Genomic DNA, 25,433 nt, shown 5'->3' on the forward strand with positions numbered 1-25,433 from the left:
ATGGACGACCACGTGGTGCACGACCACCTGGTGGACGCGCGCGTCCTGGTCAACGAGGTCGAGGGCCATCTGCTCGTCGAGGCGGCCCGCGCCGACGGACGGACGGCGGCCGAGCGGTTCACCGGACGGCTCCCCTGGCTGACGGACGCCCAACGCGCGGAGGTGGAGCGGTGCTACGCCGAGGAGCACCTGGAGCTCACCCGGCACGGCTGGCGGCACATCGCCCGACGGACCGGGCAGGTGCGCGCCGAGTACGAGGAGACGTACCAGCTGCTGCGGCGGCGTCTCCTCGTCCGGTGCCAGGTCGCCTTCGGCTGTCTGCTGGCGGTGGTCCTGATGCTCGGGCTGACAGGCCGCTAGGAAAGCGCCGCTAGGAGGCGAGCGCGCCGCGCTCGCGCAGCAGGGGCAGCACCTGGTCCCGCACGGCGGGCGCGAGGGAAAGACCGTCCTCGCGCCCGGACGCCCAGCGCAGCTCGGCCAGTTCGGCCGCGGGCACGGGCGTCCGGCCGATCCTCGCCTCGAAAACCGTCATCCGCATCGGCACGCCTTCCAGGGCCGCCACCGCCTCGACCTCGGCGAGGAACCGCGGCTCCAGGGGCGCCACCCCCAGCTCCTCGTCCAGCTCCCGGGTGAGAGCCTCCATCGGGCTCTCGCCCACGTCGGGCTTGCCGCCTGGCAGGTAGAAGACCTCGGGGGCCGCCTGCTTGCTGACGACGAGGAGTCGGCCCTCCTGGACGATCGCGGCCGCCACGACGACGAGGGGCTGGTGCGGGGGCATCGACACGTTCTCTTGCTGCATACACACGATTCTCGCAGCCGCCGTGCCATGGCCCGCACGTCGTACGACAGCGCCGTTCAGCCCGCGACGACCGCCTTGTCGTACGCGTGCGACGTGATGGCGGCGGCGGTCTCCTCCGGAGTGAGGTCGGCGTTGTCCAGCCACCAGCCGGAGTCGCCCAGTTCGTCCAGCATCGTGCGGCGCAGGGGGCCGAGGTCGATGCCGACCCGCGCCCGGTCGCCGCGGGCCGCGTCGCGGCGATGGCAGACGTCCAGCGGCGGGGCGAGCACCACGAGCAGGACGGGCCTCGGCCGCAGCTCCGCGACGAAGAAGTCCAGCGTGGCCCGGTCCTGGACGACGGTGTCCACGACGGGCACGAAGCCCTCCTCGGCGAAGTTGCTCGCGAGGGCGCAGATGTTCCTGGCACAGAGCCGCGCCTGCCGGTCGGCCTCGGGCCCCGGGCTGCTGACAGGGCCCGCCCTGCCGCTGGTGACCATGTAGGACAGCACGTCGCCGTCGATGCGGGCCGCGCGCGGATGGTTCAGGGACACGAGGTGCGAGACGGTCGACTTGCCCGCCGCGGGAACGCCCGTGACGATCAGGCACCCGGGTTCCCGCTGACTCATGTCCCCCACGCCCCTCGTGTCGCTCGCACCACTCACGTCGCATCCCTTCGGCCGCCCGTACGGCATGCAGTGTCGCGTAAGCAGCCCGGGCCACGCAGCCCGTTTCCGCGCGAGGCGCGGGCCCCCGTTACCCCGTTACCCCGTTACCCCGTTACCCGGTGAACTGCACCGACCCCGCGCGCGACGCGTTCCCGTACGCGTCCACCGCGCTCACCCGGGCGACGTAGCGCGTGCCGCGCTTCGTGGCGGGCACCGGGATGTCCAGGGCGCGGGGCCGGGGCATGAAGTAGTACTCGGCGAGGACCTTGGAGGACAGGAGTTCGGCGCCGGTGGCCTTGTCACGGATGTCGACGCGGTAGTGATGGACCATCTGGTCGTCCCTGGCCTGCAGGACGCGCAGAGTCCTCGCTCCCTTGCCCTTGCCCGTCACGGTCAGCGGGCGGGCGGACGTGAACCTCGGCGCCGTGGTGTTGCGTCGGGCGTCGGTGTACGTGAAGCCCTTCTTGATCTCCTTCGGGGTCCGCCCCTTCAGCCGGACGGTCCACGTCGGCCCGCTGAGGGTGCCCGCGCTGGCGTACGGGGGCTGCCAGTTGGCCGACCACTTGCCGCCGGTGTAGATATCGTGCTTGTCCGCGGCCATGTTGACGCGCGCGATCTCCGTACGGTCGCGGTACACCTCGACGAAGAGTGCCTGCGCCGTCGGGGCCTCGAAGCGGTCGGCGAGGCCCGTCTCCGTGATGGCCTGGTAGCCGTGGTCCATCTCGACGTACGACATCGAACCGTCGTTGACGGCGGTGAAGTCGCGCTGGTGGACGGAGCGTTCGTCGTTGATGTTCAGGTGCGAGTGCCCGGAGAAGTACATGACCTGGGGGAAGGCGCTCAGGTCCTCGGTCAGAAGGGGGTTGGACGCCTGCTGACCGTCCATCGTCGTGCCGGGCGCGGGGCGGTGGCCCTGGACGATGACGGGGGTGCGCGCGGCGGCCGGGTCCGCGGTGAGCTCGGCGAGCCGCTTCTTGAGCCACGTGCGCTGCGCGGCATCGGAGTTGTACGTCTCGGTGTTCACGGTGAACAGGTGCAGGCCCTTCACCTTCGACTCGTAGTAGCCGCCGCCCGCGTCGGGGAACCAGTCGCGCGGGTAGTTCGCGCGGATGTCGGCGAGGCTCGCGTCGTGATTGCCGTTGGAGAGCAGGACCTGGGTGTCGTCCATGCCCTTGCGCTTCAGGTTGGCGCGGAAGATCTCGGAGACGATCCGGTGGTCCGCGCCCCTGCCGTCGCCGTTGTCATTGATCATGTCGCCGTTCGACAGGATCGCGTCGGGCTCGGGGAAGACCGAGCCGATGGTGTCGAAGAAGCTCTCGTACTTCTTGTCGTTGTTCTTGTGGTCACCGATGTGCACGTCGGACATCACGACCAGGCGCGCCAGCGGCTTCTCCGCCGTCTTGACCAGGTATCCGGCCGACACCGGCAGGCTCGCGCGAGGGCCGCGGAAGGCGACCGCGGTGACATTGGTGTCCTTGGTGATGCGCAGCGGCCGCCCCGGCACGTAGGCGCGGCTGGCGCGGGTGGGCGTCGTGCCGTCCAGCGTGTAGCGGACCGTGGTCCCGCGCCCGGCGCGCAGCGCCAGCGAGACGGGCCGCTCGTAGCGCCCGCCGGGTCTGCCGAAGGCGGGCGCGGCGAGGGCGGCGTGTGCCGCGCCCTGTTCGGCGGCCGACGCGGCCGACGCGGCTGCCGGGTCGGTCACCGCCTGGGCGGCGATCGGGAGGAGCAGCGCCAGGGATGCGGCGCCGAGGGCGAACGGGGCATGTCGCACGGGGAAGTTCCTTGCCTCTGGCCGGGCCTTCGGAACGAACCGCCCGGCGTGAACCCGCGTGACGCTAGGGCGCGTTGGTGAGGTGACGAGGCCAGACCAGTTACCTCACGGTGACTTGATCATGAATGACCGGGGGCGCCCTGACCGGCCCGGCGCTCCGGAGCGGCTCGGGCTACCGGGGGCGCAGACCGTTGAGGGTGATGTCGATGAACCGGCGCCAGTCGCCGATCGCGTCGCGGCTGAGGATCGCCACCGCGCCGACGGTCATGTAGAGATCGGCGACGGTCACGTCCTCGCGCAGCGCGCCGTCCGCCCGGCCGCGGCGCACCAGCGTCTCGCCGACGGCCAGCAGGGCGCCGCCGACCTCACCCCGGGGGGCGGTGGAGCCGAAGGTCGCCTCGATCACTCCGGAGAGACCGCGACCCTGTTCGTGCACCTCGCCCACGTGGGTCAGGAAACAGACCAGCGCCTGGTGGGTGTCCGGCTGGGGCAGGCAGCGCTGCTCGACGAACGTGAGGATCTTCGCGAACCGCTGTTCGGTGATGGCCTCGACCAGCGCCTGCCGGTTGGGAAAGTGCCGGTAGACGGTCCCGACGCCGACCCCCGCCGCGCGGGCCACCTCCGCCATCTGCACCGCGTCCCCGCGCTCGGCGAACAGCTCCTCGGCGACTTCGAGCACCCGGAGCCGATTGCGCTCCGCGTCGGCCCGTGACGGTCTTGACATCTCGCTGCGTCCTCTGCTGAGCTTTTAAACGGAATCGGATTCCGATTCCAGATCCGTTACGGAAGGATAGCTCATGCCTGAGAACCGTTTCATCCTCCTGGAGGCAGGCGCCTCACGCCCGACCCGGGTTCCGCTGCCGCCCTCGATGACCGTCAAGGCGGGCACCGACGACACCGAGGGCCGGTTCTCGCTGATGGAGGTCGTCGTCGCGCAGGCCATCCCCCGGCATGTCCATCACGTCGCCGACGAATGCGTCTACGTACTGGACGGCGAGCTCACCGTGGAGTTCGACGACCGGGTCCAGACGGTCACGGCGGGCCAGTTCGTCCTGCTGCCGCACGGCGTCCCGCACGCCCTGCGACCCGCGACGACACCGCCGCCCCGGGTGCTCCAGATCTCCTCGCCCGGCGGCTGGGAGTGCTTCCTGGAGGACATGATCGAGAACAGGTCGGAGATCAGCCGGGGAGGGCAGCTAGATCCCGTGGCGCTCAACCGGATAGCGGCCAAGTACCGGATCACGTACGAGGAGACCGCCTGAGCCGGGGCGGTGGCGGCCCGTCCCCGGGACGGGCCGCCACGCGCGAGGGAGTCGGCCCCCGCCCTCAGCCCGCGACCGTGGCGAGAGCGCCGGGCTCGTAGGAGCCGCCCTGGTTGTTCAGGATCACGCCGAGCCGGTTGGTCGCGTTGATCATGGCGATCAGCGAGACCAGCGCGATGGCCTGGTCCTCGTCGAAGTGCTCGCGCACCCGGCCCCAGGTCCCGTCGGAGACCCCCGGCGACGCGTCGGCGATGCGGGTGCCCTCCTCGACGAGCGCCAGCGCGGCGCGCTCGGCCTCGGTGAAGACCGTGGAGTGACGCCAGGTGGCGACCAGGTTGAGCCGCGCGGAGGACTCGCCCGCGGCAGCCGCGTCCTTGCCGTGGATGTCGACGCAGAAGCCGCAGCCGTTGATCTGGCTCGCCCTCAACTGCACCAGCTCCTGGGTTTCCTTGGGCAGCGGCGACTCCTGGATCACCTGACTGACGGCGTAGATCCGCTTGCCGATCCTGGCACCGATCTCGCGGTCGAAGAGGTTCATACGGGGTTCCATGGCTACGTCCTTCGTGAAGTCGATCTGACGAACACGAGATGCCGGCCGGCCGGTTCCTGTGACAGGTCGGCGATGTGACGCAGAGCACCGCATCCGGGTGTCACACGACGGCGGGATCCGGCGTCTTGTGCGTGACACGGACGAAGAAGATGAAGAGGCGGGAGCGGACAGTGGACGAGCACGGCGAGCGACGGACGGGAACAGCCGAACGCGGCCCCGGTGACGACCCGATGGACTCCGCCACCCAGACGTTCGTCACCCACCGGAACCTGCTCTTCACCGTCGCCTACGAAATGCTCGGTTCCGCGGCGGACGCCGAGGACGTCCTTCAGGAGACCTGGCTCCGGTGGGCGGGCGTCGACCTCGACGCGGTGCGGGACCGGCGCGCCTTCCTGGTCAGGATGGTCACCCGCCAGGCGCTGACCCGGCTGCGTACGCTGCGGCGGCGCAAGGAGTCGTACGTCGGGCCGTGGCTGCCCGAACCGCTGTTGACCGCGCCGGACGTCGCCGACGACGTCGAACTGGCCGACAGCGTCTCGATGGCGATGCTGCTGGTCCTGGAGACGCTCGCGCCGACCGAGCGGGCGGTGTTCGTACTGCGCGAGGTGTTCGATCTGGAGTACGCCGAGATCGCGGACGCCGTCGGCAAGAGCCCTGCCGCGGTCCGTCAGATCGCCCACCGGGCACGGGCCCACGTCGCGGCGCGACGGCCGCGCGAGGTGGTCTCCCCCGCCCGGACCCGGGGCGTGCTCGCCGCGTTCCAGCGGGCGGTGGAGACGGGCGACCTGCAGCGCCTGCTCGACGTGATCGCGCCGGACGTGGTGCTCCTGACGGACGGCGGCGGCGTCGTTCGGGCCGCGCTCGCACCCGTGGTGGGCGCGGACGACGTCGCCGAGGTCCTGGGCAGGCTGGACGGTGTGATCCTTGAACCCGCCCAGGTCAACGGCGCTCCGGCGCTGATCGTCCGACGGGGCGGCGCGATCGACACTGTCATGGCGGTGCGCGTGGACGGCGGCCTGATCACCGGGCTGTACGCCGTACGCAATCCGGCGAAGCTCTCGCGCGTCGAGCGGGAGACACCCGTGAGCCGCTGAGCGGCCGCGTCACCGAAGCGGTGCGCGGCCGCCGCCCGAACCGCCGCACCTCACCAGATGCGCACACGCTCCGCGGGGTCGAGCCAGAGGCCGTCGCTCTCCGTCGTCGCGAACGCCTCGTGGAACTCGTCGAGGTTGCGGACGATGTTGGCCCGGAACTCCGGGGGCGAGTGCGGGTCGATGGTCAGGTACTGCTGCTCCTGCTCGGTGCGGCGCTTGGTGCGCCAGCAGTACGACCAGTTCATGAAGAGCCGCTGGGTGCCGGTGAGCCCGCCCGCCTCGGGGAGCTCCGCGGCGCCCAGGGAGATCAGGTACGCCGTGTGGCCGATGGTGAGGCCGCCCAGATCGCCGATGTTCTCGCCGACGGTCAGCGAGCCGTTGACGAACTCGCCGGGGAGATTGCGGGGCGAGAACCCGTCGTACTGCTTGATGAGCGCCTTCGACTTGGCCTCGAACGCCGTCTTGTCGTCGGCGGTCCACCAGTCGTTGAGGTTGCCCGCGCCGTCGTACTGCGCGCCCTGGTCGTCGAAGCCGTGGCCGATCTCGTGACCGATGACCGCGCCGATGCCGCCGTAGTTCTCCGCCGCGTCGGCCTCGGGCGAGAAGAACGGCTTCTGCAGGATGCCCGCGGGGAAGCAGATCTCGTTGGTGCCTGGGTTGTAGTAGGCGTTGACGGTCTGCGGCAGCATGAACCACTCGTCGCGGTCGACCGGCGAGCCGATCTTGCGCAGCTCGCGGTCGGTCTCGAACGCGGCGGCCGCCTGCGCGTTGGCGAGCAGGTCGCCGTCGGTGACCTGGAGCGCCGAGTAGTCGCGGAAGGTGTCCGGGTAGCCGATCTTGGGGCGGAACGTGGCGAGCTTCTCGTACGCCCGTTCCTTCGTCTCGTCGGTCATCCAGTCCAGGCGGGCGATCGACTGGCGGTAGGCCTCCAGGAGATTGGCGACGAGGTCGTCCATCATCGCCTTGGAGGACGGTGGGAAGTGCCGCGCGACGTACTCCTTGCCGACGGCCTCGCCCATGGCGCCCTCGACGAGCGAGACGGCGCGCTTCCAGCGGGCGCGCAGCTCGGGGGTGCCGTTGAGGGTGCGGCCGTAGAACTCGAAGTTGTTGCGCACGAACTCGTCCGAGAGGTACGGCGAGCAGGCGCGCAGGACCCGCGTCAGCGCCCAGTCGCGCCACTGCTCGATCGGCACCTCGGCGAGGACACCGGACAGGTGAGTGAGGTAGGACGGCTGGCGGACGCAGGTCTCCGCGATCGTGGCGTCCGATCCACCGAGGCCCTCGGCGAAGGCGCGCCAGTCGAACTCCGGCGCGAGCGCGGTGAGTTCGTCCAGGGTGGTGAGGTTGTACGTCTTCAGGACGTCGCGGGTCTCGGCCCGCTCCCAGTGGCCCGCGGCGAGCTTCGTCTCCAGGGCGAGGACGGTGCGCGCGGCGGCCTCGGGGTCCGCGTGCTTGCCGAGGGTGAGGAGATCGGTGAGGTGGGCGGCGTACTTCTCGCGGATCTCGGCGAACTTCTCCTCGCGGTAGTACGACTCGTCGGGCAGGCCGAGACCGCCCTGGAGGACGTTGAAGAGATAGCGGTCGGAGTCGCGGTCGTCGGAGTCGATGTACGAGCCGAAGAGGCCCGAGCCGCCGACGCGCTCGAACCGGCCGAGGAACGCGGCCAGCTCCTGGGTGCTGCCCAGGCCCGCGACCTCGTCGATCAGCGGCTGCGCCGGGGCGAGGCCGCGCGCGGCGATGGTCTCCTCGTCCATGAAGGACGCGTACAGCGCGGCGATCTTGCGGGCGTCCTCGGAGGCCGCGGCGCCGTCGGCGCCCGCCTGCTCGGCCAGCTCCTGGATGATCGTCTTGACCTGCTGCTCGGCGGTGTCGGCGAGCTGCACGAAGGGACCCCAGCTGGAGCGGTCCTCGGGGATCTTCTCGGTGTCCAGCCAGTGGCCGTTCACATGTCCGAAGAGGTCGTCCTGCGGTCGGATATCGGGGTTCATGCCCGCGCGGGCGTCATCCAGAATGCTCATCCAAGCAGCCTATGCGAGCGATCAGGCCCGCACGAAGGACCCGCTGTCCGCCGAGGGCGGACAGGCGCGTCCTCGGGGTGCGCTCCGGGTGCGGTTCAGTCCGTGAAGCGCTCCAGGATGCGGTCCATGCCGCTGTTCCAGTTCTCCTTCAGTGCCACGACGGCCGCGTCCAGATCGCCCCGCCGCAGGCACAGCGCGATGCGCTCGTGTTCCGCCGCCGAACGCTCCAGGACGTCCTGGTCGCCGAGGGCCACCCGTTCGTAGCGGTGCATCGTGACCTTCAGGGACGTGATCAGCTTCATCAGGCGATCGTTGGCGCAGCCCGAGAGGAGCAGGTCGTGCCAGGCGTCGTCGTAGCGCTCTATCACCTCGTGCGGGGCCTGCGGGACGGCGAAGGCATGGGCCTCCTCCAAAAGGCGCGGGGCGATCTCCGCGAGGTGCTCGGGGCTGCTGGACTGCAGCGCGAGCGCCTCCAGCGTCGCGACGATCGCCGTCAGGTCGCGGAACTCCTGTGCGCTCAGGGGGGTGAACCGGAAGCCCCTGCCGCGCTCGCTGGTGATGACGCCCTCGCGCTCCAGCGTGATCAGCGCCTCGCGCAACGGGGTGCGGCTGACGCCGAGTTCGGTGGCGAGCTGCACCTCGTTGATGGTCTCGCTCGTCGCGATCGTGCCGCTGCCGAGGCGCCTGAGCAGCTCCTCCTTCACCTGCTCGCGCAACGGACGGTTCTCGATTGGCATGTGCGACGGCCCCTCCCCTTAGGTGTGCTCGATTATCCGTTACCGGCTGGTCACGCGGTACCTGCGCCGTCGACGGGAATGATCGCTCCGCTGATGAACGCGGATGCGTCGGATGCCAGGAACGCCACGGTCTGCGCGATGTCGCGGGGCTGTCCGATCCGGCCGAGCGGGCGGTCGGCGGCTTCGGCGTAGAACCCGTCCGCGCTCTCGCCCAGCTGGCGGGCCTCGTCGGCGAGCATCCCGGTGGCGGTGTCACCGGGGCACACGCAGTTGACGCGGATGTTGTCGGGGCCGTGGTCGATGGCCATCGCGCGGGTCATGTTGACGACCGCGCCCTTCGACGCGCAGTACGACACCGCGCGGGCGCCGCCCGACATCCCCCATCCTGAGCCGGTGTTGACGATCGAACCGCCGCCCTGGGCCGCCATGCCGGGGATGACGAGACGGCTGAGCAGCAGCACGGAGCGGACGTTCACCGCCATCACCAGGTCCCAGTCGTCCTCGGTGATGTCGCACACCGTGGAGCGGCGGATGACGCCCGCGTTGTTGAACAGGACGTCGACGCCGCCGAACCGCTCCCGCGCGGCGGCGGCCACGGCCTCGCAGTCCGCCCGCCGCGAGACGTCACACCGTACGAAGGTGCCGCCGGTGTCCTTCGCGGTCTGCTCGCCCCCGTCGACGTCGATGTCGGCGATCACGACGCGGGCACCGAGTTCGGCGAGGACCTGCGCGGTGGCGCGGCCGATGCCGGCGGCCGCGCCGGTGACGATGGCGCGCTTGCCGTCGAGAGAGATCATCGTGGACTCCTTGTTCCTGTCACTCAATGGGTGGCGGGGTAGAGGGAGATGCGGCGGTGGCCGGTGAGTACGGGCAGGTATCCGCTCAGCTCGGCGTCCAGTTCCGGGTCTCCGGTGTCGAGGAGCAGCGGGCGGCCCCCGAGTGCGGCCAGCTTGTGTTCCGGGCACAGCACGAGCAGCCGGTCGCGGCCGCCCGCCGCGCGCAGTACGCGCGGCGAGATCTGCTGGTTGCCCCGGCCGAGCAGGAAGCCCTGGCCGCCGATCGGGGAGAGCCCGATCCAGCAGGGCCCCGCACCGATCCGGGCGAGCAGTTCCGCCTCGCCGGTGTCGCGCGCCACCACGTCGGCCCGCCCCGCGCGCAGGGCGAGCACGTCGACGCCCGCGAGTGACGCGTCGGCGCCTAGGGCGGTGGCCACGGCGCGGGTGGTGGTGCCGGGGCCGAGGACGAGCGGTCCCTCACCGACGCGCCCCGCGACCTCCGCCGCGATGCCGGTGGAGGCGTCGCCCGTGGTGGCCGTGCTGCCGGTCTTGCGCTGCTGCACGCGCGCGGGCACGTCCGGCACGGGCAGCCACCCGAACAACCGCGAGGCCACGCGCCCGTCCCGTAGCGCGCCCTCGTCACGGTCCATGACCTCCGCGTCCCGCAGCCGAACGCCCCCGCTACCGGCCAGCCACGCGCCCGCGACCTCGCCCGCCGCGGCGGGGCCCACGGCGAACACGGCGGAGTGCATCTTGACGCCGGTAGGAATCCCGAGCACGGGGCACCGGTCACCGCCCTCGCCGGGCACGGCTCGCAGCACGTCGCGCGCGGTGCCGTCGCCCCCGGCGAAGAGGAGGAGATCGACACCGGCGCCGACGAGGGCGCGGACGGCGGAGGTGGTGTGGGCGGAGGCGGTGACGGTGCCAGCGCCGGTGGCAGTGGCGCTGGCGCTGGCGCTGGCGCTGGCGACGGACCCGACCGGGTCGGCGGAGGTCGCGTCGCCAGAGCTGGTGCCGACCCCGGCCCCGGCCTCGTCCCCGTCTACGGAGGCCACCACAGCCCCAGCCACGTCGACGGACGTCGCGTCGCCAGAAGTGACGACGGACCCGGCGGTAACCGTGAAGGCGGTGCCGCCCCCAGGCGCGTCAGCGAATGCCGCGTCTGCCCTGATGGCAACCACGGAGGTCGCGTCGGTCCCGGAAGCGACAGGCCCGGTCTCGGCGGCGGAGGTGGAGACACACTCGGTGGTAGCCGCGGAGGCGGCGTCGGCCCCGCTCGCGTCAGGGGAGGCGGCGACGACGGTCGAGGTGGTGTGGGACCCGCCGGTAGCGACCGCCTCGGTCCCATCCGTGGCGACGGCGTCCGCGACGGTGGGGGCGCGCCTCTCCCCTCGCGGCGTGCTCGCCACCACCACCGCGACCGCCCGCATCGGCACGACCACCGGCACCAGCCCCGCCGCCCGCACCGCGTCCGCCCCCATCGGCCCCGGCACGGTCAGCACCTCCAGGTCCCCCGCCTCAAGCCGCGCCCGCAACGCCCGCAGCGCCTGCGCCGCTCGGGCACCGGCCAGCGGGCGCGCACCCAACTCCATTGCGCGGCGCACCCGTTCGGGCCCGTCCGTGCCGCCGAGGCCGACCCGGCCGCCGAGGCCGGCGACCGGGTTGACCACGAGGCCCACGCGGGGGCGTCTCATGCGGGTTCGCCCAGGATCTTGCGGCGGTAGGCGCGCCAGGACACCGCCCAGGTCTTCGGGTCGTCGAGGGCCTCGGGCCGCACCCGGTGGACGCTGGAGCGGTGCGGTGCGGTGCGGACGGTCTCCGGGTCCTCGTACGCCTCCCTCGCCACCTCCGTGAGGATCGCGGCGTACTCGTCGAGGTCCGCCCGGGAGTAGGACTCGGTCGGCTCCAGGGTCATCGGCTCGGGGACCAGGTACGGGTGGTGGCTGGTCCAGTAGTGCGTGCCGAAGTCGGCCGTGCGCAGGCCGATGTCCTCGGAGTGGACGCCGGTGTCCTCGTGCAGCTTCTCCCAGCTGTAGCGGACCTGTTCGACGCGCGGCCGCCCCTCGGCGTAGGGCACGGAGACGCCGGGGATCTGCCGGACCTTGTGGAGCAGGTAGTTGTTGTTGAGGACCGCCGTCTCGGCCGCCGCCCGCAGTCCGTCGGCGCCGAGCGTCATGATCCACGCGTAGGCACGGACGAGGTTCGGCACGACGCCGTGGAAGGGGCGCATCTTGCCGACGGACTGAGGGCGGTCGTGGTCCAGGAAGTGCCGCGTCCCGTCGAACTCGACCGTGGGGTAAGGGAGATAGGGCGCCAGCTCCGAGGTGACCGCGCAGGCACCCGCCGCCGGGCCCCCGCACGCGTGCGGCGTCGAGAACGTCTTGTGCAGGTTGAAGTGGCACAGGTCGAAGCCCGCGTCACGGGCGCGGGTGATGCCGAGGATGCCGTTGGCGTTGGCCTGGTCGTAGGAGCACAGGCCGCCCGCGTCGTGCACGATGCGCACGAACTCCTCGATGCGCGGGTTGTAGATGCCGGTGTCCTCGGGGTTGGTGATCAGCAGGGCGGCGGTGCGCGGGCCGACCGCGGCCTTGAGGGCCTCGATGTCGGGGTAGCCGTCCGCGTCCGGGTGCAGGGTGATCACCTTGAAGCCCGCGGTCTTCGCGCAGGCGGCGTTGGAGGGGTGCGAGAAGATCGTCGTGATGACCTCGTCGCGCTGCTCCGCCTCGCCGCGCGCCGCGAAGTAGGCGCGGATCATGGCGACGTTGGCGTAGATCGCGGCGGAGCCCGCCGCGGGCTGCAGCGAGACCCGGTCCATGCCGGAGATCTCCTTGAGGAGCTGCTCCAGGTCGTGGATGATCCGCAGCACGCCCTGGACGGTGTCGTCGTCCTGGAGCGGGTGGAGCGCGGCGATGCGCGGGTCGCGCACGAACTGGTCGTTGATCTTCGGGCTGTACTTCATGGTGCAGGTGCCCTGGCCGACGTCGATGTTCAGGTCGGCGCCCAGGTTCTCCTGGGAGAGCCTCATGTAGTGGCGCAGGACTTGTTGTTGGGAGAGTTCCGGCAGCGCGGGCGGTGTGGTGCGGCGCAGGGCGGCCGGGATCTCCGGGATGTCAAGGGACGGGTCGGGGGCCGGTACGAGGACGCCCCGCTCCCCCGGTCCGCCCAGCTCGAAGACGAGCTTCTCGTCCCAGGACGCCTGCTGGTACCGGCGCAGCCCCGGCTTCGGCGCGATGCGCGCGTCCTCCGGGGTCACCGACACGGGCATGTGGTGGTCGCTCACTTGACGATCTCCTCCAGGGTCGTGGCGAGCCGGTCGATGTCGGCCTTGGTGTGCACTTCGGTGACGCAGTAGACGGCCTCGCGATCCCCGGTCACCGCGCCGCCGAAGATGCCCCGCTCCTTGAGGCGGGCGCGGATCTCGGCGGCCGTGCGGGCGCCCGAGTAGCGGACGGTGAAGTCGGCGAAGTGCAGGGCTTCCCCGAACGGCACCTCCACACACGGGACTTCGGCGAGGCGTCGTCGCGCGTAGGCGGTGAGGGCGAGGATCGTCTCGCCGATCTCGCGCATGCCCTGCGGACCCATCAGCGCCAGGTACACCCCGGCTCCGATGCCGTGCAGCGCGGCCGCGGTGCCGACCCACTCCTTGCCCTCCTCGCGCCGCGCGAAGGAGGTCCGCTCGTAGGCGACGTCCCCGAAGCCGTACTCGCCCTCGACCGTGGTGGGCACCAGACCGAACAGTCGCGAGGGGAACTCGGCGACGAGCCGCTCCTCGTCGCGGGTGGCGATGAACCCGGCGTTGCCGCCGCCGAAGTTCTGGTGGATGCCGAGCGGCTGGATGTCGCCGCACGCGATGTCCGCGCCGTACGAGGAGGGGGGCGCGAGCGCGCCGAGGGTGAGCGGATTGCAGCCGACCACGTACAACGCCCCTGCCGCATGGGCCAGTTCGGCGAGCTCGGGCAGGCTCTCGTCGACGATTCCGGCCGCCGAGGGGGACTCCGCGTACACGGCGGCCACGTCCCCCGCGGCGAGGGCCTCGCGCACCGCGTCGAGGTCGGCGCGGCCGCTCTCGCGGTCCACGGGGACGACGCTGACGTCGTGATCGGGCCGTACGTAGTCCCGGATGCGCGAGAGCTTGTCCGCGTCGGTCGCCGTCGCCACCACGATCCCCCGGCGTCCGGTGATCCGGCCCGCCATGCGCAGCGCGGTGCCCGTGGCCTGGAAGCCGTCGTAGACGGGAACGTTCACGACCTCCACGTCGAGCAGTTCGGCCATCATCGACTGGTACTCCCACAGCGCCTGGAAGCGCCCGTGGTCCTCGTAGGGTTCGCCCGCGTACGCGGTGAGGAACTCGCCGCGGTTGACGATCTCGTCGACCACCGCGGGCACGTGGTGCTGGTAGCAGCCGGAGCCGAGGAAGCTCAAGGCTTGCCGGGTGCTGGTGTTGCGGGCGAGCAACTGCTCCATGTGGCGGCCGAGTTCGGCCTCCGAGGCCAGCGGCGCGGGCAGGTCGAGGGGGCGGTGCAGCCGGATCGCGTCGGGGATGTCGGCGTAGAACTCCTCGACGCTCGCGGCGCCGATCTCGTCGAGCATCGCCTGCCGGACGGCGGGCACCGTGTTCGGGATGTAGGGGTGGGCAGCGGGCTGAGCCTGGGACGACGTCATGCCGCACCTTTCGCGTGGCTGAGGGCACGAGGAAGCGGGACCCCGGGGCGGGCCAAGAGGTCGGAGGTCCATATGTGCAGGACCCTTGACGACCGGTCCTGTCATTCAGTGTTCTGAATACAGCATTAGGCATTCACTCCTCGGGAGGCAAGAGTGTCAACACGACCATCCCGGCGGCGCGTTGTGACCGCCGGACTCGCCGTCTCGGCGTCCGCGCTGCTCGGCTCCTGCGCCATGGGAGGCGCGGGCGGTGCGGGCGGCGACCCGCACGAGCTGGGCGGCGACGACGAGGACGGCTCGGCGGGCCAACGGGCCGCGAAGCTCACCGGGAAGATCACCGTCTGGTCGTGGGACGTGGCGGCCACCGCGATGAAGCGGCTCCGCGGCCCGTTCGAGGAGCGCCACCCCGGCGTCACCGTCGACGTCGTCGACATCGGCTACGACAACGCGTACGACAAGATCACCGTGGGTCTGCGCGGCGGCACGGGACTCCCCGACGTCCTCACCATGGAGGGCAGCTATCTGCCCCGCTACACCGCCAACTTCCCCACCGGGTTCTACGACGTGGCGCGGCGCGGCGGCCGGTTCCGCGACGACTTCGACCGGGCCGCCTGGCGCACGGTCACCGGTGGCGCGGGCCGCGAGAAGGTCTTCGGGCTGCCCTGGGACATCGGCCCCTGCGCGCTCTACTACCGCACCGACCACCTGCGCGCCGCGGGCGTCGACCCGAAGTCCCTGCGGACCTGGGACGACTACGTACGCGTCGGCGTCCGCGTCAAGGAGGCCACCGGGCACAAACTGCTCGTCCACGATCCGACCGGCTCGGGCATGTTCCCGATGCTGCTCCAGCAGCAGGGCCAGTCCTCGTTCGTCGACGGCCGCATCGCTCTGGAGACCCCGGCGGCGGTGCGGGCCCTGACGCTGATGAAGCGCCTGGCCGACCACGGCCTCCTCGCCTACGAGAAGAACTGGGACGGCCTGGTCACCGCCCACAAGGAGGGCAAGGTCACCACCAATCCGCTCGCCGCGTGGTGGTCGGGCACGCTCACGGGTGAGATGCCGGAGCTCAAGGGGAAGTTCGGGGTGCTTCCGCTGCCCGGGTTCACCGCCGACGGGGTGCGCACCTCCAACATCGGCGGCTCCACGCTGTGCGTCCCCGCGCAGAGCGAACACGCCGAAGCGGCCTGGGAGTTCATCCGCTTCGTCCTCACCGACACCGGCAACCAGGTCGCCATGCTCAAACGCGAGGGCCTCTTCCCCGCCTATCTGCCCGCGCTCGACGACCCCTATCTGAGCGAGCGTCAGGAGTACTTCGGCGGGCAGCGCGTCAACGCCGTGTTCGCGCGCCTTGCCAGGAACATCCCGCCGGTCGAGTACACGAAGGACGACGCCAAGGAGAAGGACATCACGATCTCGGCCGTCAACAGCGTGCTCCTGCGCGGCAAGGACCCGCGCGCCGCCCTCGCCTCGGCCGCCCAGCGGCTCGCCGACGCGACCGGACGAAAGAGGGTGGCCTGACCCATGGTTGCCCTGGACTCCGGGAAGCACACCGTCGTGCCCGCCCGGTCACCCCGCGCCGCGCGCCGCCCCCGGCGCCGTCAGCGGCATGTGGGCTGGGTCTTCGCGGGCCCCGCCGCCGCCCTGTTCGCCCTCTTCTTCGCCTATCCGCTCGGCGCGAGCCTGCTGCAGTCCTTCACCGCGGAGGACGCGGGCTCGCTGCGCTGGGTGGGCCTGGACCAGTACCAACGGCTCCTGCACGACCCGGCGTTCGCCGACGCCTTGGTCAACACCGGGCTGATCCTCGTCGTACAGGTCCCGGTGATGGTCGGCCTCGCGCTGCTCCTCGCCGCACTCCTCAACCAGTCGTGGCTGCGCTTCCGCGGCACCTGGCGCGCCGTGCACTTCCTGCCCGCGGTGACCACCCTCGTCGCCTACGCCGTGGTCTTCCAGGTGCTCCTCAAGACGGACAACGGCCTGGTCAACCAGACGCTCGGCGCCTTCGGCATGGGCCCGATCGACTGGCTCAACGACCCGACCTGGGCGCGCGTCTCCCTGATCCTGACGCTCACCTGGCGCTGGACCGGCTACAACGCCGTCATCCTGCTCGCCGGACTGCAGTCCATCGGCAAGGAGCAGTACGAGGCGGCCGCGCTCGACGGCGCGTCGACCTTCACCACCTACACCCGGGTGATCCTGCCCCAGCTGCGGCCGGTGGTGCTGTTCTGCGTCATCACCTCCACCATCGGCACGCTCCAACTCTTCGACGAGAACTACGTGCTGACCCGGGGCGGCCCCGACGACGCGACCCTCACGCCCGTCGTCTACCTCTACAAGGTCGGCTTCCAGCAGTTCGACTTCGGCTACGCCGCCGCCATCGCCTGGGTGGTGGTCGCGCTGATCGCCGCGATCTCCGCGGCCCAGTACTTCGCCTTCGGACGGGAGCGCCGCCGATGAGCCGCAGCCCAGGATCCTTCGTCGGCCGCCTCTTCGTACGCGCCGTGCTCCTCGTCGGCGCGGTGGTCAGCCTCGTGCCGTTCCTGTGGATGGCGATCGCCGCCACCCACTCCTCCGCCGACCTGTTCCACTCACCACCGCCGTTCCTGCCCGGCGGGCGGCTCCTGGACAACCTCTCGCGGCTGCAAGAAACCATCGGCTTCGGCCGGGTCATGGTCAACAGCATCGGCATCGCCGTCGTGCAGACCGTGCTCAGCTCGCTCGGCTCCGCGATGTGCGGCTACGGCCTGGCCAAGTACCGCTTCCGGGGGCGTGGCCTGGTGCTCGCCGCCGTGCTCGCGACGATGATGATCCCCTTCCAGGTGCTGCTCGTGCCGCTCTTCCAGATGATGGCGAGCGTCGGCTGGATCGACTCCTACCAGGCGGTGATCCTGCCGTTCCTGGCGAACTCCTTCGGGATCCTGCTGATGCGCCAGGGCTTCGTCGGCTTCCCCGACGAGCTCATCGAGTCGGCCCGCATGGACGGCTGCGGCGAGCTGCGCACCTTCTACCGCGTCGTCCTTCCGTGCGTGCGCCCGCAGCTCGGCGCGCTGGTGATCTTTACGTTCATGGCCGCCTGGAACAGCTTCATCTGGCCCCTTCTGATGCTCAACACCGAGGACAAATACACCGTGCCCGTCGCCCTCAACACCCTCACAGGTCTCTCCCGCGTCGACTACTCAGGACTGATGCTCGGCTCGCTGCTCGCGACGCTGCCGCTGATGGCGCTGTTCCTGTTGTTCCAGCGGCAGTTCGTGGCCGGACTGCTCGGCGGGGCGGTGAAGGGATGAGCGAGCGTCTGACGTCCGTGCCCGGACTGCTCTACGGCGGGGACTACAACCCCGAGCAGTGGCCCGAGGAGGTCTGGGAACAGGACGTGAAGCTGATGCGGGAGGCCGGGGTCACCATGGTCACCGTCGGCGTGTTCTCCTGGGCGGGCCTCCAACCCGGCCCCGACACCTGGGACTTCGGCTGGCTCGACCGGCTCATGGACCTGCTGCACGCCCACGGCATCGCCGTCGACCTGGCGACGGCCACCGCGTCGCCACCCGCCTGGCTGGTGCGCGCCCACCCGGAGATCCTGCCGGTCACCGCCGACGGCGTCCGGCTCGAATTCGGCTCGCGGCAGCACTACTGCCCCTCCTCCAAGGCCTACGGACAGGCCGCGGTGCGCCTGACCCGCAAGCTCGCCGAGCGCTACGGCCGCCATCCGGCGCTCGCCCTGTGGCACATCCACAACGAGTACGGCGACCACGTCACCGAATGCTTCTGCCCGCGCTCGGCGGCGCACTTCCGCGACTGGCTGCGCGAGAAGTACGGCACCGTCGACGCCCTCAACCACGCCTGGGGCACGGCCTTCTGGTCCCAGCGCTACGGCACGTACGACGAGATAGAACCGCCGCGCACCGCGCCGGGCCCGGTCAACCCGACCCAGCTCCTGGACTGGCGGCGCTTCTGCTCCGACGCGCTGCTCGCCCTGCACCGCGCCGAGCGGGACGTCCTCACCGCGACGAGCCCGGACATCCCCGCCACCACCAACTTCATGTCGATGATGCGGGAGCTCGACTACTGGCGGTGGGCCGAGCACGAGGACCTCGTCTCCGACGACGCCTACCCCGACCCCGCCGACCCGCGCGCCCACGTCAACGCGTCCATGAACTACGACCTGATGCGCTCCCTCAAGCGCGGCAGGCCCTGGCTCCTCATGGAACAGGCCCCGTCGGCGGTGAGCTGGCGCCCCGTCAACGTCCCCAAGAAGCCCGGGCTGCAACGCCTGTGGTCGCTGCAGGCCGTGGCCAGGGGCGCCGACGGCATCATGTACTTCCAGTGGCGCGCCTCGCGCGCGGGCGCCGAGAAGTACCACAGCGCCCTGCTCCCGCACCGGGGCACCGCGTCGCGCGGCTGGCGCGAGACCGTCCGCTTCGGCGCCGAACTGGCCAGGATCGCCGAGGTCGCGGGCAGCCGCGTCACGGCGCCCGTGGCGGTCCTCCTGGACTGGGACTCCTGGTGGGCCCTGGAAGGCGCCGACCACCCCTCGGCCCGGATGCGCTGGCCCGACCTGATGCGCCCCTGGTACGCGGCGCTGCACGCCCGTGGCATCACCGCCGACTTCGTGCCACCGCACGCCGACCTCACCGGCTACCGGGCCGTGCTCGCGCCGAATCTGCACCTGGTGCGCAGCGCCGACGCCCGGCGCCTCACGTCGTACGTCCGCGCGGGCGGCCACCTCGTCGTCGGCCCGTTCAGCGGCGTCGTCGACGAGCACGACCACCTCCACGACGGGGGCGCGCCAGGTCCGCTGCGGGAGGTGCTCGGGCTGTCCGTCGACGAGTTCTGGCCGGTGCCGGACGCCGATGCGGTGCCGCTCGCGTCCGGCGCGAGCGCCACGCTCTGGAGCGAGTGGATCGAGACGGCGGGCGCCGAGACGGTCGACACGTACGCCGCGGGACCGCTCGCCGGGCAGCCCGCCGTCACCCGGCACGCCTACGGCTCGGGCATCGCCCGCTACCTGAGCTGCCACCTGCCCGACCACATCGGGGACGTGCTCGACGCGGCGCTCGCGGAGGCGGGCGTCACCGCGTGCGTGCCGGTCCCCGAAGGCGTCGAGGCCACCGTGCGCACCGGCGCCGACGCCTCGTACCTCTTTCTCCTCAACCACACGGACCGGCCCGTCGCGGTCGACGCCGACGGCACGGATCTGCTCACCGGCGCTCCGGTGCGCGGCGCCGTCCGCCTCCCACCGCTCGGCGCGGCCGTGCTCCGCCGCCCCCACTCCCCCGACTCCCTCGACTCCCCCGACCCCGCCAACTCCCCCGATCCCCTTGGAGACAACCGCTCGTGACCAGACCCCGTACCTCCCGTGCCGCGCTTCTCGCGGCCCTGCTGCTCGCGGGCAGCGCGACCCTCGCGGCCCCGCAGGCGGGCGCCGCCCCGGCGCCCGGCAGGGACAGGACACCCGACTACGCCGACGTCCTCGACCTGCACGGCACCCCCGCCGCCGCGCTGCCCGGTGACGCCGACGACGTCAACCGCGTCAACGTCTTCGCCGACCGGGGCGCCTGGCACGCGTACGCGCTCCCCGAGGCCGGTGACCGGGCCGCCTACGGCGGGTTCAGCGGGCCGCTCTACATCGCCCAGGAGTACCCGTGGTGGCTGAGCGAGTCGTTCAGCCGCATCCGGCTCACCGAGGGCGGCCGCGCCCTCGACCTCGCCGCCGGTGGCGCCCCGCGCCTCACCTCGCAGCCCGGCAGGCTCGTCCAGTCCTACGACCTCGGGCGCGGCCTGCGCCTCACGCTGACGCTGCGCTTCGCCACCGACCGCAGCGCGCTGGTGCGCGCCGAGGTCCGCAACACCGGGACCGGGCGTCGCACCCTGGGCGCCGACTGGACCGGCAGCCTGCTGCGGCCCGCCGACGCCCCGATGCGGGACGCCCCGAAGCTCAAGGCGACCGGTTCCGGTGTCGGCGTCGACTTCGCGAAGGTCCGCGAGACCTGGGACTACCTCACCGACGGCACCGAGCGCTTCGAGGTCACCCACAAGGAACCCGTGCGCACCACGGTCGACGGCGACTCCTACCGCACCGAGACCGCCGCGCCCGTCTCCCTCGCGCCGGGCGCCGCACACCGCTTCGACTGGACCGAGTCGTACACGTTCACCGAGGCGGAGCGGGCCCGTGAGACGCGGCGGGTCCGGGCGGTCCTCGCCCACCCGCAGGCGTACGTCTCGGCCGCCGATGCCCGCTGGCGCGGCTATGTCGCCGGGGTGACCCGGGGCGTGCCCGCGGACCGGCGCCGTACCGCCGTGAAGTCCCTGGAAACACTCGTCACCAACTGGCGCTCCGCAGCGGGGCAGTTGAAGCACGACGGCATCACGCCGTCGATCTCGTACAAGTGGTTCACCGGCGGTCTGTGGTCCTGGGACACCTGGAAGCAGGCCGTGGGCACCGCCCGCTTCGACCCGCGGCTCGCCCAGACGCAGATCCGGTCGATGTTCGACCGGCAGATCACCGCGGACTCCACGGCCCGCCCGCAGGACGCCGGGATGATCCCCGACGCCCTCTTCTACAACGACCCGGAGCGTGGCGGCGGCAACTGGAACGAGCGTAACTCCAAGCCGCCGCTGGCGAGTTGGTCGGTGTGGGAGGTCTACCGCAAGAGCGGGGACCGGGCCTTCCTGCGCGAGATGTATCCGAAGCTCGCCGCCTATCAGGCATGGTGGTACCGGAACCGTGACCACGACCGCGACGGTCTCGCCGAGTACGGCGCCACGGTCGATCCCGCCAACGACTCCACCGAGCAGCGCCGACTGGCCGCCGCCTGGGAGAGCGGCATGGACAACGCTCCCCGCTTCGACGCCGACCTCGGCACGTCCGTCGTCCCCAACCACGCCCCCGACGGCACTCTCGTCGGCTACTCCCTCACCCAGGAGTCCGTCGACCTGAACGCCTATCTGGCCCAGGACCAGGACTACTTGGCGCGCATCGCGCGGGCCGTCGGCAAGCACGCCGACGCGGCTCGCTGGCAGCGCAAGGCCGATGCCACCCACGCCGCCGTGCGGGCGAAGATGTACGACCCGCGCGACGGCTGGTTCCACGACGTCGACCTCGCCACCGGCACCCGGCTGACCGCGCGCGGCCGCGGCGTCGAGGGCGCGGTGCCGCTGTGGACCGGCACCGCCTCGCGCGAGCAGGCGCGCGCGGTGCGGGCCAAGCTGACCGATCCGGCCGAGTTCGCGACGCCGGTGCCGTTCCCGACCGTCGCCAAGTCGTCCCCCTACTTCTCGCCGACCCGGTACTGGCGCGGCCCGGTCTGGCTCGACCAGGCGTATTTCGCCCTCGAAGGGCTGCGCCGCTACGGCTACGGCCAGGATGCCGACGCCCTCACGGACCGCCTCCTGGCCAAGGCATCGGGCCTGACGGAAAGGGCCCCGGTCATGGAGAACTACAACCCCCAGACCGGAGCCCCTCTCAACTCACCGAACTTCAGCTGGTCGGCGGCGCTGCTCCTGCCGCTGCTCAGCCGGCGGTGAGACGCTCAGCTTCAGGCCGTGGCGTCGCAGTTGCCTGCGGCGCACCGGTCGAGCCAGGCGTCGAAGTCGGCGTCGTAGCGGTTGCCGATGGTGCTGGTGAGCAGGGTGCGCGCGGCGTCCCACTCACCGGCGCGGTAGTGGCCGAGGAGCGTGGTCACGTCCTGCGGGTGGGACTGGAGCAGGTAGCGGACCGCGAGGTAGCCCCACGGGTAGGTGCGGGTGGTGTTGGTGTTCTCGTAGGTGGTGTCGAAGAGCGTGCTGAGCTTGTACGTCTTCTTTCCCGCCTCGGCGATGGCGTTGTCGTAGGTGACGCCCCGGTAGGAGTAGGAGATGTACTCGGCGAAGCCCTCGACCCACATGACGGTCGGCGTGGTCTGCCCGGCCGCGAAGTCGCCGTACATGTTGAAGCGGCCGTCGAGGTAGTGCGTGTACTCGTGGTTGAGGTTCCAGATCTGGAAGGAGCCGTCCTGCTTGGGCTGCTCGTAGGCGATGAAGCGCGGGAGGTTCCCTTCCTTGGCCGGGTCGCCCTCCAGGTACATGCCGCCGTTGTTGGTGTCGATGCCGAAGACGACCCCGGCGTAGGTCTGGTAGTCGTCGCTGGAGTTGAAGGCGACGACTTCGAGCTGGGTGTTCTTGTCGTCCTTGACCGGCCCGTTGTCCTTGACCACGTTGTGGAAGAAGGCGTCCTGCTTGCTCAGGCTGTCGCAGGAGGCCGCCAGTTCCTCGGCGGTGATCTCCTGGGCGGCGATCTTCAGGCTGTCGCTGCAGGTGTGCTTGACGGTGAGCACGGCGTCGCGCACGCGGTTCGCCAGGTCACAGGTGCCGTACTCGGCGCAGTTGGCCTTGTCGTAGGCGTCCGTCATCTCGGCCACGCCGACCCAGAGGCGGGCGGTGCGGCCGGTCATCTGGCTGCGGCCCAGGAGTTCCTTGGCCAGCGGGCCGACCGCGGGCTTGAGGTCCGCGTGCTGGAGGAAGCGGCCGAGTTCGCGCCCGGCGTTGTAGACGAGGTAGGACCGGTCGGTGCCGAGCAGGTCGTCGTGCTTGACCGCGAAGTCCCGAAGGATCGTGAGGTTGCTCTGGTCGGCCTTGACGGCGGCGAGGAACGCCGGGACCTGGTGGCCGCGGAAGTAGACCGTGAAGGTGCTGTTGACCGCCGCGACCATGCCCCAGAACTTGTCGTACGAGGCGTTGTAGTCGGTCAGCAGGCGCTTGGTCACGCTGAGGTAGCGGTCGTTCTCCTGGGCGCTGTCGATCAGGATGACGGCCTCGTTGAGGGTGTTGCCGTTGGCCTCGGTGACGTCGAAGGCGTGGGAGGAGGCGTAGAAGGCGTCGAGACCGCCCTGGATGGCGCTCTTGAGGGCGGGGCCGTAATCGCCGACCCCGTCAGGGTCGCCCCACTGCACGTAGTACCCGGCGCGCAGGTAGAGGACCACCTGTTCGGCCGACGTGCTGTTGTCACCGGGGTAGTTGGCCGCCGTGTCGCGCAGCGCGTTCGCCACGGTGACCATCTGCTCCTCGCGGAACAGCGCCTTGGCGTCCGGGCCCGTCACGGAGAACAGCGTGTTGATGCAATTGACCTCCACGCCCTTGATCTGCTCGACCAGGGCGGCGCCGGTCTTCGACGTGAAGTCGGAGACCCGGCACTCGGCGGCCTTGACCTTGCCCTCGCCCTTGCGGGTCTTGTCGGGGGTGGCCTGCAGCGGCGGGCGGTTCGCCACGTCCTTGTCCGGCTCGGCCTGGCGCTCCGCCTTGGCGGTGGCCGGGGTGGGAGTGGCGGGCATCGGCGCGGGGTCCGGGCCCGGCTTGCCCTGAGCGGCCTTCGCGGGCTGCGCTCCGGGGGTGGCACCGGTCGCCGCCGCCGGGCTCGCGGGGCGAGCAGGGCCAGGCCCAGGCAGGCGATCAGGGCGGTCACCAGGAATCTGGCGCGTTCTCTCAGTGCGGAGGATCTTGGTATCAAGGCGGCCTCCAGGCCGGTCGCTGCCGTGCGAGGGCACGGCAATGGGGGGTAACGGGCCATGGCGGATGGGTGGCGGCGCCACCCATGTCATGCACACGTTCGATGTGTGACATGTACCATTGCACACGTCACATGGCTTGAACAGGCTCCGGAAATAAGGGAGTTGAGATTTTCCGTTCAGTCACGGTTCAACCGCAGGTCAGCCGCTTCTCGGCAGGCCAGGGGGCGGGCGACCGGTGACGGGACGACGCGGAGGCTCAGCGCCAACTCACGCGCAAAACATCCCAATAAGAGCGATAAAGTGTCACGTCAACCCTCGTCCCCCTGTGACACCCAGGAGAACATCTGTGACCGTAGCCATCGCCCCGACCGAGGAAGCCACCGCCCCCACCGAGGAGGTCGCCGTCCCCACCGAGGAGACCAGCGTCCCCGCCGAGGAGACCGCCGCCCCGGCAGCCGAGGCCGGGACGGCGGACCTGGTGGCCGAGGACGCCCGCGTCTTCGGGGCCTACGCGCGGACCGGCGGCTGGACCTTCGCCCTCAAGGTGGCGCGCAGTGTGCGCCCCGGTGGACAGAGCTCCGGCGAGACGCCGAAGGTCTCGGCCAAGGAGTTCAGCGAGCTCGCGGGATGCTCGGCCGACCGCGTCATGCGCTACTACAAGGCCTGGGACAAGGCCGCCGACGACGGTCTCGTGCCGCACTTCGAGGTCCTCGAGCCCGGCCAGGACATCGAACTCCCGGACGCCGACGTCTGGTTGTCGTACTACGCGTCGCGCTCCAGCGCGAGCACCCCGCGCGGCGAGGCGATCTCGGAGGCCGCCGAGGCCGAGGGCATCCGCCCCACCAAGGCCCTGGAGGTCGCCGAGAACCCGACCGCGCTGCGCGCCGCGATCCTCGCCGACCCCGGCACCGCGGAGGCCGCGCGCAAGGCGCTGATGGACCGCATCGAGGAGGACCCGGCACTCCGTACCGAACTGGTCCGCGACATCGTGCGCACCGACGACCTCAAGAAGGCCGTGAGCGCCGAGGCGAAGGCGGGCGACCGCGTCGACTACGTCCGTCAGATCGTGGAGAAGGGCCAGGTCAAGACGCCCGCGGGGCAGATGATCGACGCATCGCCCGAGCTGCGCGAGGAGGCCGAGCGGCACCTGTCCCTCATCGACGAGCTCGACGACGGCGAGGAGTCGGGCGAGTGGGCCCGCGAGGCGTACGACACGGTCCGTGACCTGGTCGCCCAGACCGTCCAGAGCGACCCGCAGCTGCGGGTGCAGGAGCGGCGCGCGAAGTTCTACAGCAGTCTGCAGAAGGCGACGAAGGTCTTCGAGGAGCTGACCTTCGACGACGTCGACGACATCGACGACATCTACGAGGACGACATGGTCAAGCGCCTCGAAGACCTCCAGCAGGCGATCGGCGCGTGCATCACGGCACTCCAGACGGCGACGGTCCCGCCCGTGGCGGACACCGCGCCGCGGGACAGCTCCACGGAGACCGCTTCCTGAGTCCCGCTGAGTCCCGCCTCCGAGTCATCCCGTACGACCCGAGGTTGATCACGGCCCCGTCCGTAGCACTCAAGTCGTACGCGATGACCAATATGGGGACGGATTCGTCCACCCGGGCCCAGCTCGTAGCTTCTTGATCA

General features: G+C 71.0%; 21 protein-coding genes. 9 read left to right on the forward strand and 12 right to left on the reverse strand.

The features are described from left to right. Window positions 1-360 carry a hypothetical protein gene (locus CP970_RS00115; RefSeq protein WP_224058094.1) on the forward strand — a complete coding sequence of 120 codons (360 nt, stop codon included), beginning with the start codon at window positions 1-3 and terminating at the stop codon, window positions 358-360. Window positions 361-370: 10 nt separating this feature from the next. Here the strand turns inward: CP970_RS00115 and CP970_RS00120 are convergent, their stop codons facing one another. The 4 genes from CP970_RS00120 to CP970_RS00135 all read right to left on the reverse strand — a co-directional run bounded on the left by CP970_RS00120 (window position 371) and on the right by CP970_RS00135 (window position 3,938). Continuing rightward, a complete protein-coding gene (locus CP970_RS00120; RefSeq protein WP_224058095.1) occupies window positions 371-799 on the reverse strand; it encodes an NUDIX hydrolase in 429 nt (142 codons plus the stop codon). 56 nt (window positions 800-855) lie between these two features. Continuing rightward, window positions 856-1,404, reverse strand: coding sequence for an AAA family ATPase (locus CP970_RS00125; protein WP_055545908.1), 549 nt, complete (start codon window positions 1,402-1,404; stop codon window positions 856-858). A 151-nt stretch (window positions 1,405-1,555) separates the two neighbouring features. Next, a complete protein-coding gene (locus CP970_RS00130; RefSeq protein WP_055545906.1) occupies window positions 1,556-3,214 on the reverse strand; it encodes a metallophosphoesterase in 1,659 nt (552 codons plus the stop codon). A 172-nt stretch (window positions 3,215-3,386) separates the two neighbouring features. Continuing rightward, the gene (locus CP970_RS00135; RefSeq protein WP_055545904.1) at window positions 3,387-3,938 is read right to left on the reverse strand and encodes a TetR/AcrR family transcriptional regulator; all 552 of its coding nucleotides are present in this window, start codon (window positions 3,936-3,938) and stop codon (window positions 3,387-3,389) included. Between the two features lie 73 nt (window positions 3,939-4,011). Between CP970_RS00135 and CP970_RS00140 the strand changes: the two genes are divergently transcribed. Continuing rightward, window positions 4,012-4,476 (forward strand): cupin domain-containing protein, encoded by a 465-nt coding sequence (locus tag CP970_RS00140; RefSeq protein ID WP_055545902.1) that lies wholly within the window; start codon window positions 4,012-4,014, stop codon window positions 4,474-4,476. Window positions 4,477-4,540: 64 nt separating this feature from the next. Here CP970_RS00140 and CP970_RS00145 read toward each other — a convergent pair whose 3' ends face one another. Continuing rightward, window positions 4,541-5,026: a carboxymuconolactone decarboxylase family protein gene (locus CP970_RS00145; RefSeq protein WP_055545900.1), complete on the reverse strand. Its 486-nt coding sequence runs from the start codon at window positions 5,024-5,026 to the stop codon at window positions 4,541-4,543. 149 nt (window positions 5,027-5,175) lie between these two features. Between CP970_RS00145 and CP970_RS00150 the strand changes: the two genes are divergently transcribed. Further along, window positions 5,176-6,120 carry an RNA polymerase sigma-70 factor gene (locus tag CP970_RS00150; RefSeq protein WP_055545899.1) on the forward strand — a complete coding sequence of 315 codons (945 nt, stop codon included), beginning with the start codon at window positions 5,176-5,178 and terminating at the stop codon, window positions 6,118-6,120. A 50-nt stretch (window positions 6,121-6,170) separates the two neighbouring features. Here CP970_RS00150 and CP970_RS00155 read toward each other — a convergent pair whose 3' ends face one another. The 6 genes from CP970_RS00155 to gcvPA form a co-directional block, all read right to left on the reverse strand. Further along, window positions 6,171-8,138, reverse strand: coding sequence for a M13 family metallopeptidase (locus tag CP970_RS00155; protein ID WP_055545897.1), 1,968 nt, complete (start codon window positions 8,136-8,138; stop codon window positions 6,171-6,173). Window positions 8,139-8,233: 95 nt separating this feature from the next. Further along, window positions 8,234-8,875: a GntR family transcriptional regulator gene (locus tag CP970_RS00160; RefSeq protein WP_055545892.1), complete on the reverse strand. Its 642-nt coding sequence runs from the start codon at window positions 8,873-8,875 to the stop codon at window positions 8,234-8,236. A gap of 50 nt (window positions 8,876-8,925) precedes the next feature. After that, the gene (locus CP970_RS00165) at window positions 8,926-9,672 is read right to left on the reverse strand and encodes an SDR family NAD(P)-dependent oxidoreductase (protein ID WP_055545890.1); all 747 of its coding nucleotides are present in this window, start codon (window positions 9,670-9,672) and stop codon (window positions 8,926-8,928) included. 23 nt (window positions 9,673-9,695) lie between these two features. After that, entirely contained in the window at window positions 9,696-11,345 is a 1,650-nt protein-coding gene (locus CP970_RS00170; RefSeq protein WP_150492810.1) for an ATP-NAD kinase family protein, read from the reverse strand. Further along, window positions 11,342-12,931 carry an aminomethyl-transferring glycine dehydrogenase subunit GcvPB gene (gene gcvPB / locus CP970_RS00175; RefSeq protein WP_224058097.1) on the reverse strand — a complete coding sequence of 530 codons (1,590 nt, stop codon included), beginning with the start codon at window positions 12,929-12,931 and terminating at the stop codon, window positions 11,342-11,344. Before gcvPB ends, CP970_RS00170 begins: the two co-directional genes overlap by 4 nt. Further along, the gene (gene gcvPA, locus CP970_RS00180) at window positions 12,928-14,313 is read right to left on the reverse strand and encodes an aminomethyl-transferring glycine dehydrogenase subunit GcvPA (protein WP_055545886.1); all 1,386 of its coding nucleotides are present in this window, start codon (window positions 14,311-14,313) and stop codon (window positions 12,928-12,930) included. Before gcvPA ends, gcvPB begins: the two co-directional genes overlap by 4 nt. Before the next feature lie 153 nt (window positions 14,314-14,466). On the opposite strand from gcvPA, the gene CP970_RS00185 reads away from it, so the two are divergent. Genes CP970_RS00185 through CP970_RS00205 form a run of 5 tightly spaced genes read left to right on the forward strand, consistent with a single transcriptional unit; the run spans window position 14,467 to window position 21,834 of the window. Further along, window positions 14,467-15,831 (forward strand): ABC transporter substrate-binding protein, encoded by a 1,365-nt coding sequence (locus tag CP970_RS00185; RefSeq protein ID WP_055545884.1) that lies wholly within the window; start codon window positions 14,467-14,469, stop codon window positions 15,829-15,831. Between the two features lie 3 nt (window positions 15,832-15,834). After that, the gene (locus tag CP970_RS00190; RefSeq protein WP_079043380.1) at window positions 15,835-16,767 is read left to right on the forward strand and encodes a carbohydrate ABC transporter permease; all 933 of its coding nucleotides are present in this window, start codon (window positions 15,835-15,837) and stop codon (window positions 16,765-16,767) included. Continuing rightward, window positions 16,764-17,597, forward strand: a complete 834-nt coding sequence (locus CP970_RS00195) for a carbohydrate ABC transporter permease (protein ID WP_150492812.1) — start codon at window positions 16,764-16,766, stop codon at window positions 17,595-17,597. Before CP970_RS00190 ends, CP970_RS00195 begins: the two co-directional genes overlap by 4 nt. Beyond that, complete coding sequence (locus tag CP970_RS00200) at window positions 17,594-19,648, forward strand: beta-galactosidase (protein ID WP_150492814.1); 2,055 nt, start codon at window positions 17,594-17,596, stop codon at window positions 19,646-19,648. The genes CP970_RS00195 and CP970_RS00200 overlap by 4 nt, the downstream gene beginning before the upstream one ends. Continuing rightward, window positions 19,645-21,834: an MGH1-like glycoside hydrolase domain-containing protein gene (locus tag CP970_RS00205; protein ID WP_224058099.1), complete on the forward strand. Its 2,190-nt coding sequence runs from the start codon at window positions 19,645-19,647 to the stop codon at window positions 21,832-21,834. Before CP970_RS00200 ends, CP970_RS00205 begins: the two co-directional genes overlap by 4 nt. An 11-nt stretch (window positions 21,835-21,845) precedes the next feature. On the opposite strand, the gene CP970_RS00210 is transcribed toward CP970_RS00205, so the two are convergent. After that, window positions 21,846-23,615: a collagenase gene (locus tag CP970_RS00210; protein WP_150492816.1), complete on the reverse strand. Its 1,770-nt coding sequence runs from the start codon at window positions 23,613-23,615 to the stop codon at window positions 21,846-21,848. Window positions 23,616-24,138: 523 nt separating this feature from the next. Between CP970_RS00210 and CP970_RS00215 the strand changes: the two genes are divergently transcribed. Then, a complete protein-coding gene (locus CP970_RS00215; RefSeq protein ID WP_055546214.1) occupies window positions 24,139-25,293 on the forward strand; it encodes a hypothetical protein in 1,155 nt (384 codons plus the stop codon). The last annotated feature ends 140 nt before the right edge of the window (window positions 25,294-25,433 follow it).

Origin of the sequence: Streptomyces kanamyceticus (assembly GCF_008704495.1) — a bacterium.
Taxonomy (GTDB): domain Bacteria; phylum Actinomycetota; class Actinomycetes; order Streptomycetales; family Streptomycetaceae; genus Streptomyces; species Streptomyces kanamyceticus.

Excerpts from the sequence above, each read along its gene's own strand:
- CP970_RS00115 (WP_224058094.1), top strand. The coding sequence starts at position 1 with ATGGACGACCACGTGGTGCACGACCACCTGGTGGACGCGCGCGTCCTG.
- CP970_RS00120 (WP_224058095.1), bottom strand. The coding sequence starts at position 799 with ATGCAGCAAGAGAACGTGTCGATGCCCCCGCACCAGCCCCTCGTCGTC.
- CP970_RS00125 (WP_055545908.1), bottom strand. The coding sequence starts at position 1,404 with ATGAGTCAGCGGGAACCCGGGTGCCTGATCGTCACGGGCGTTCCCGCG.
- CP970_RS00135 (WP_055545904.1), bottom strand. The coding sequence starts at position 3,938 with ATGTCAAGACCGTCACGGGCCGACGCGGAGCGCAATCGGCTCCGGGTG.
- CP970_RS00140 (WP_055545902.1), top strand. The coding sequence starts at position 4,012 with ATGCCTGAGAACCGTTTCATCCTCCTGGAGGCAGGCGCCTCACGCCCG.
- CP970_RS00145 (WP_055545900.1), bottom strand. The coding sequence starts at position 5,026 with ATGGAACCCCGTATGAACCTCTTCGACCGCGAGATCGGTGCCAGGATC.
- CP970_RS00150 (WP_055545899.1), top strand. The coding sequence starts at position 5,176 with ATGAAGAGGCGGGAGCGGACAGTGGACGAGCACGGCGAGCGACGGACG.
- CP970_RS00155 (WP_055545897.1), bottom strand. The coding sequence starts at position 8,138 with ATGAGCATTCTGGATGACGCCCGCGCGGGCATGAACCCCGATATCCGA.
- CP970_RS00160 (WP_055545892.1), bottom strand. The coding sequence starts at position 8,875 with ATGCCAATCGAGAACCGTCCGTTGCGCGAGCAGGTGAAGGAGGAGCTG.
- CP970_RS00165 (WP_055545890.1), bottom strand. The coding sequence starts at position 9,672 with ATGATCTCTCTCGACGGCAAGCGCGCCATCGTCACCGGCGCGGCCGCC.
- CP970_RS00170 (WP_150492810.1), bottom strand. The coding sequence starts at position 11,345 with ATGAGACGCCCCCGCGTGGGCCTCGTGGTCAACCCGGTCGCCGGCCTC.
- gcvPA (WP_055545886.1), bottom strand. The coding sequence starts at position 14,313 with ATGACGTCGTCCCAGGCTCAGCCCGCTGCCCACCCCTACATCCCGAAC.
- CP970_RS00190 (WP_079043380.1), top strand. The coding sequence starts at position 15,835 with ATGGTTGCCCTGGACTCCGGGAAGCACACCGTCGTGCCCGCCCGGTCA.
- CP970_RS00195 (WP_150492812.1), top strand. The coding sequence starts at position 16,764 with ATGAGCCGCAGCCCAGGATCCTTCGTCGGCCGCCTCTTCGTACGCGCC.
- CP970_RS00200 (WP_150492814.1), top strand. The coding sequence starts at position 17,594 with ATGAGCGAGCGTCTGACGTCCGTGCCCGGACTGCTCTACGGCGGGGAC.
- CP970_RS00210 (WP_150492816.1), bottom strand. The coding sequence starts at position 23,615 with ATGCCCGCCACTCCCACCCCGGCCACCGCCAAGGCGGAGCGCCAGGCC.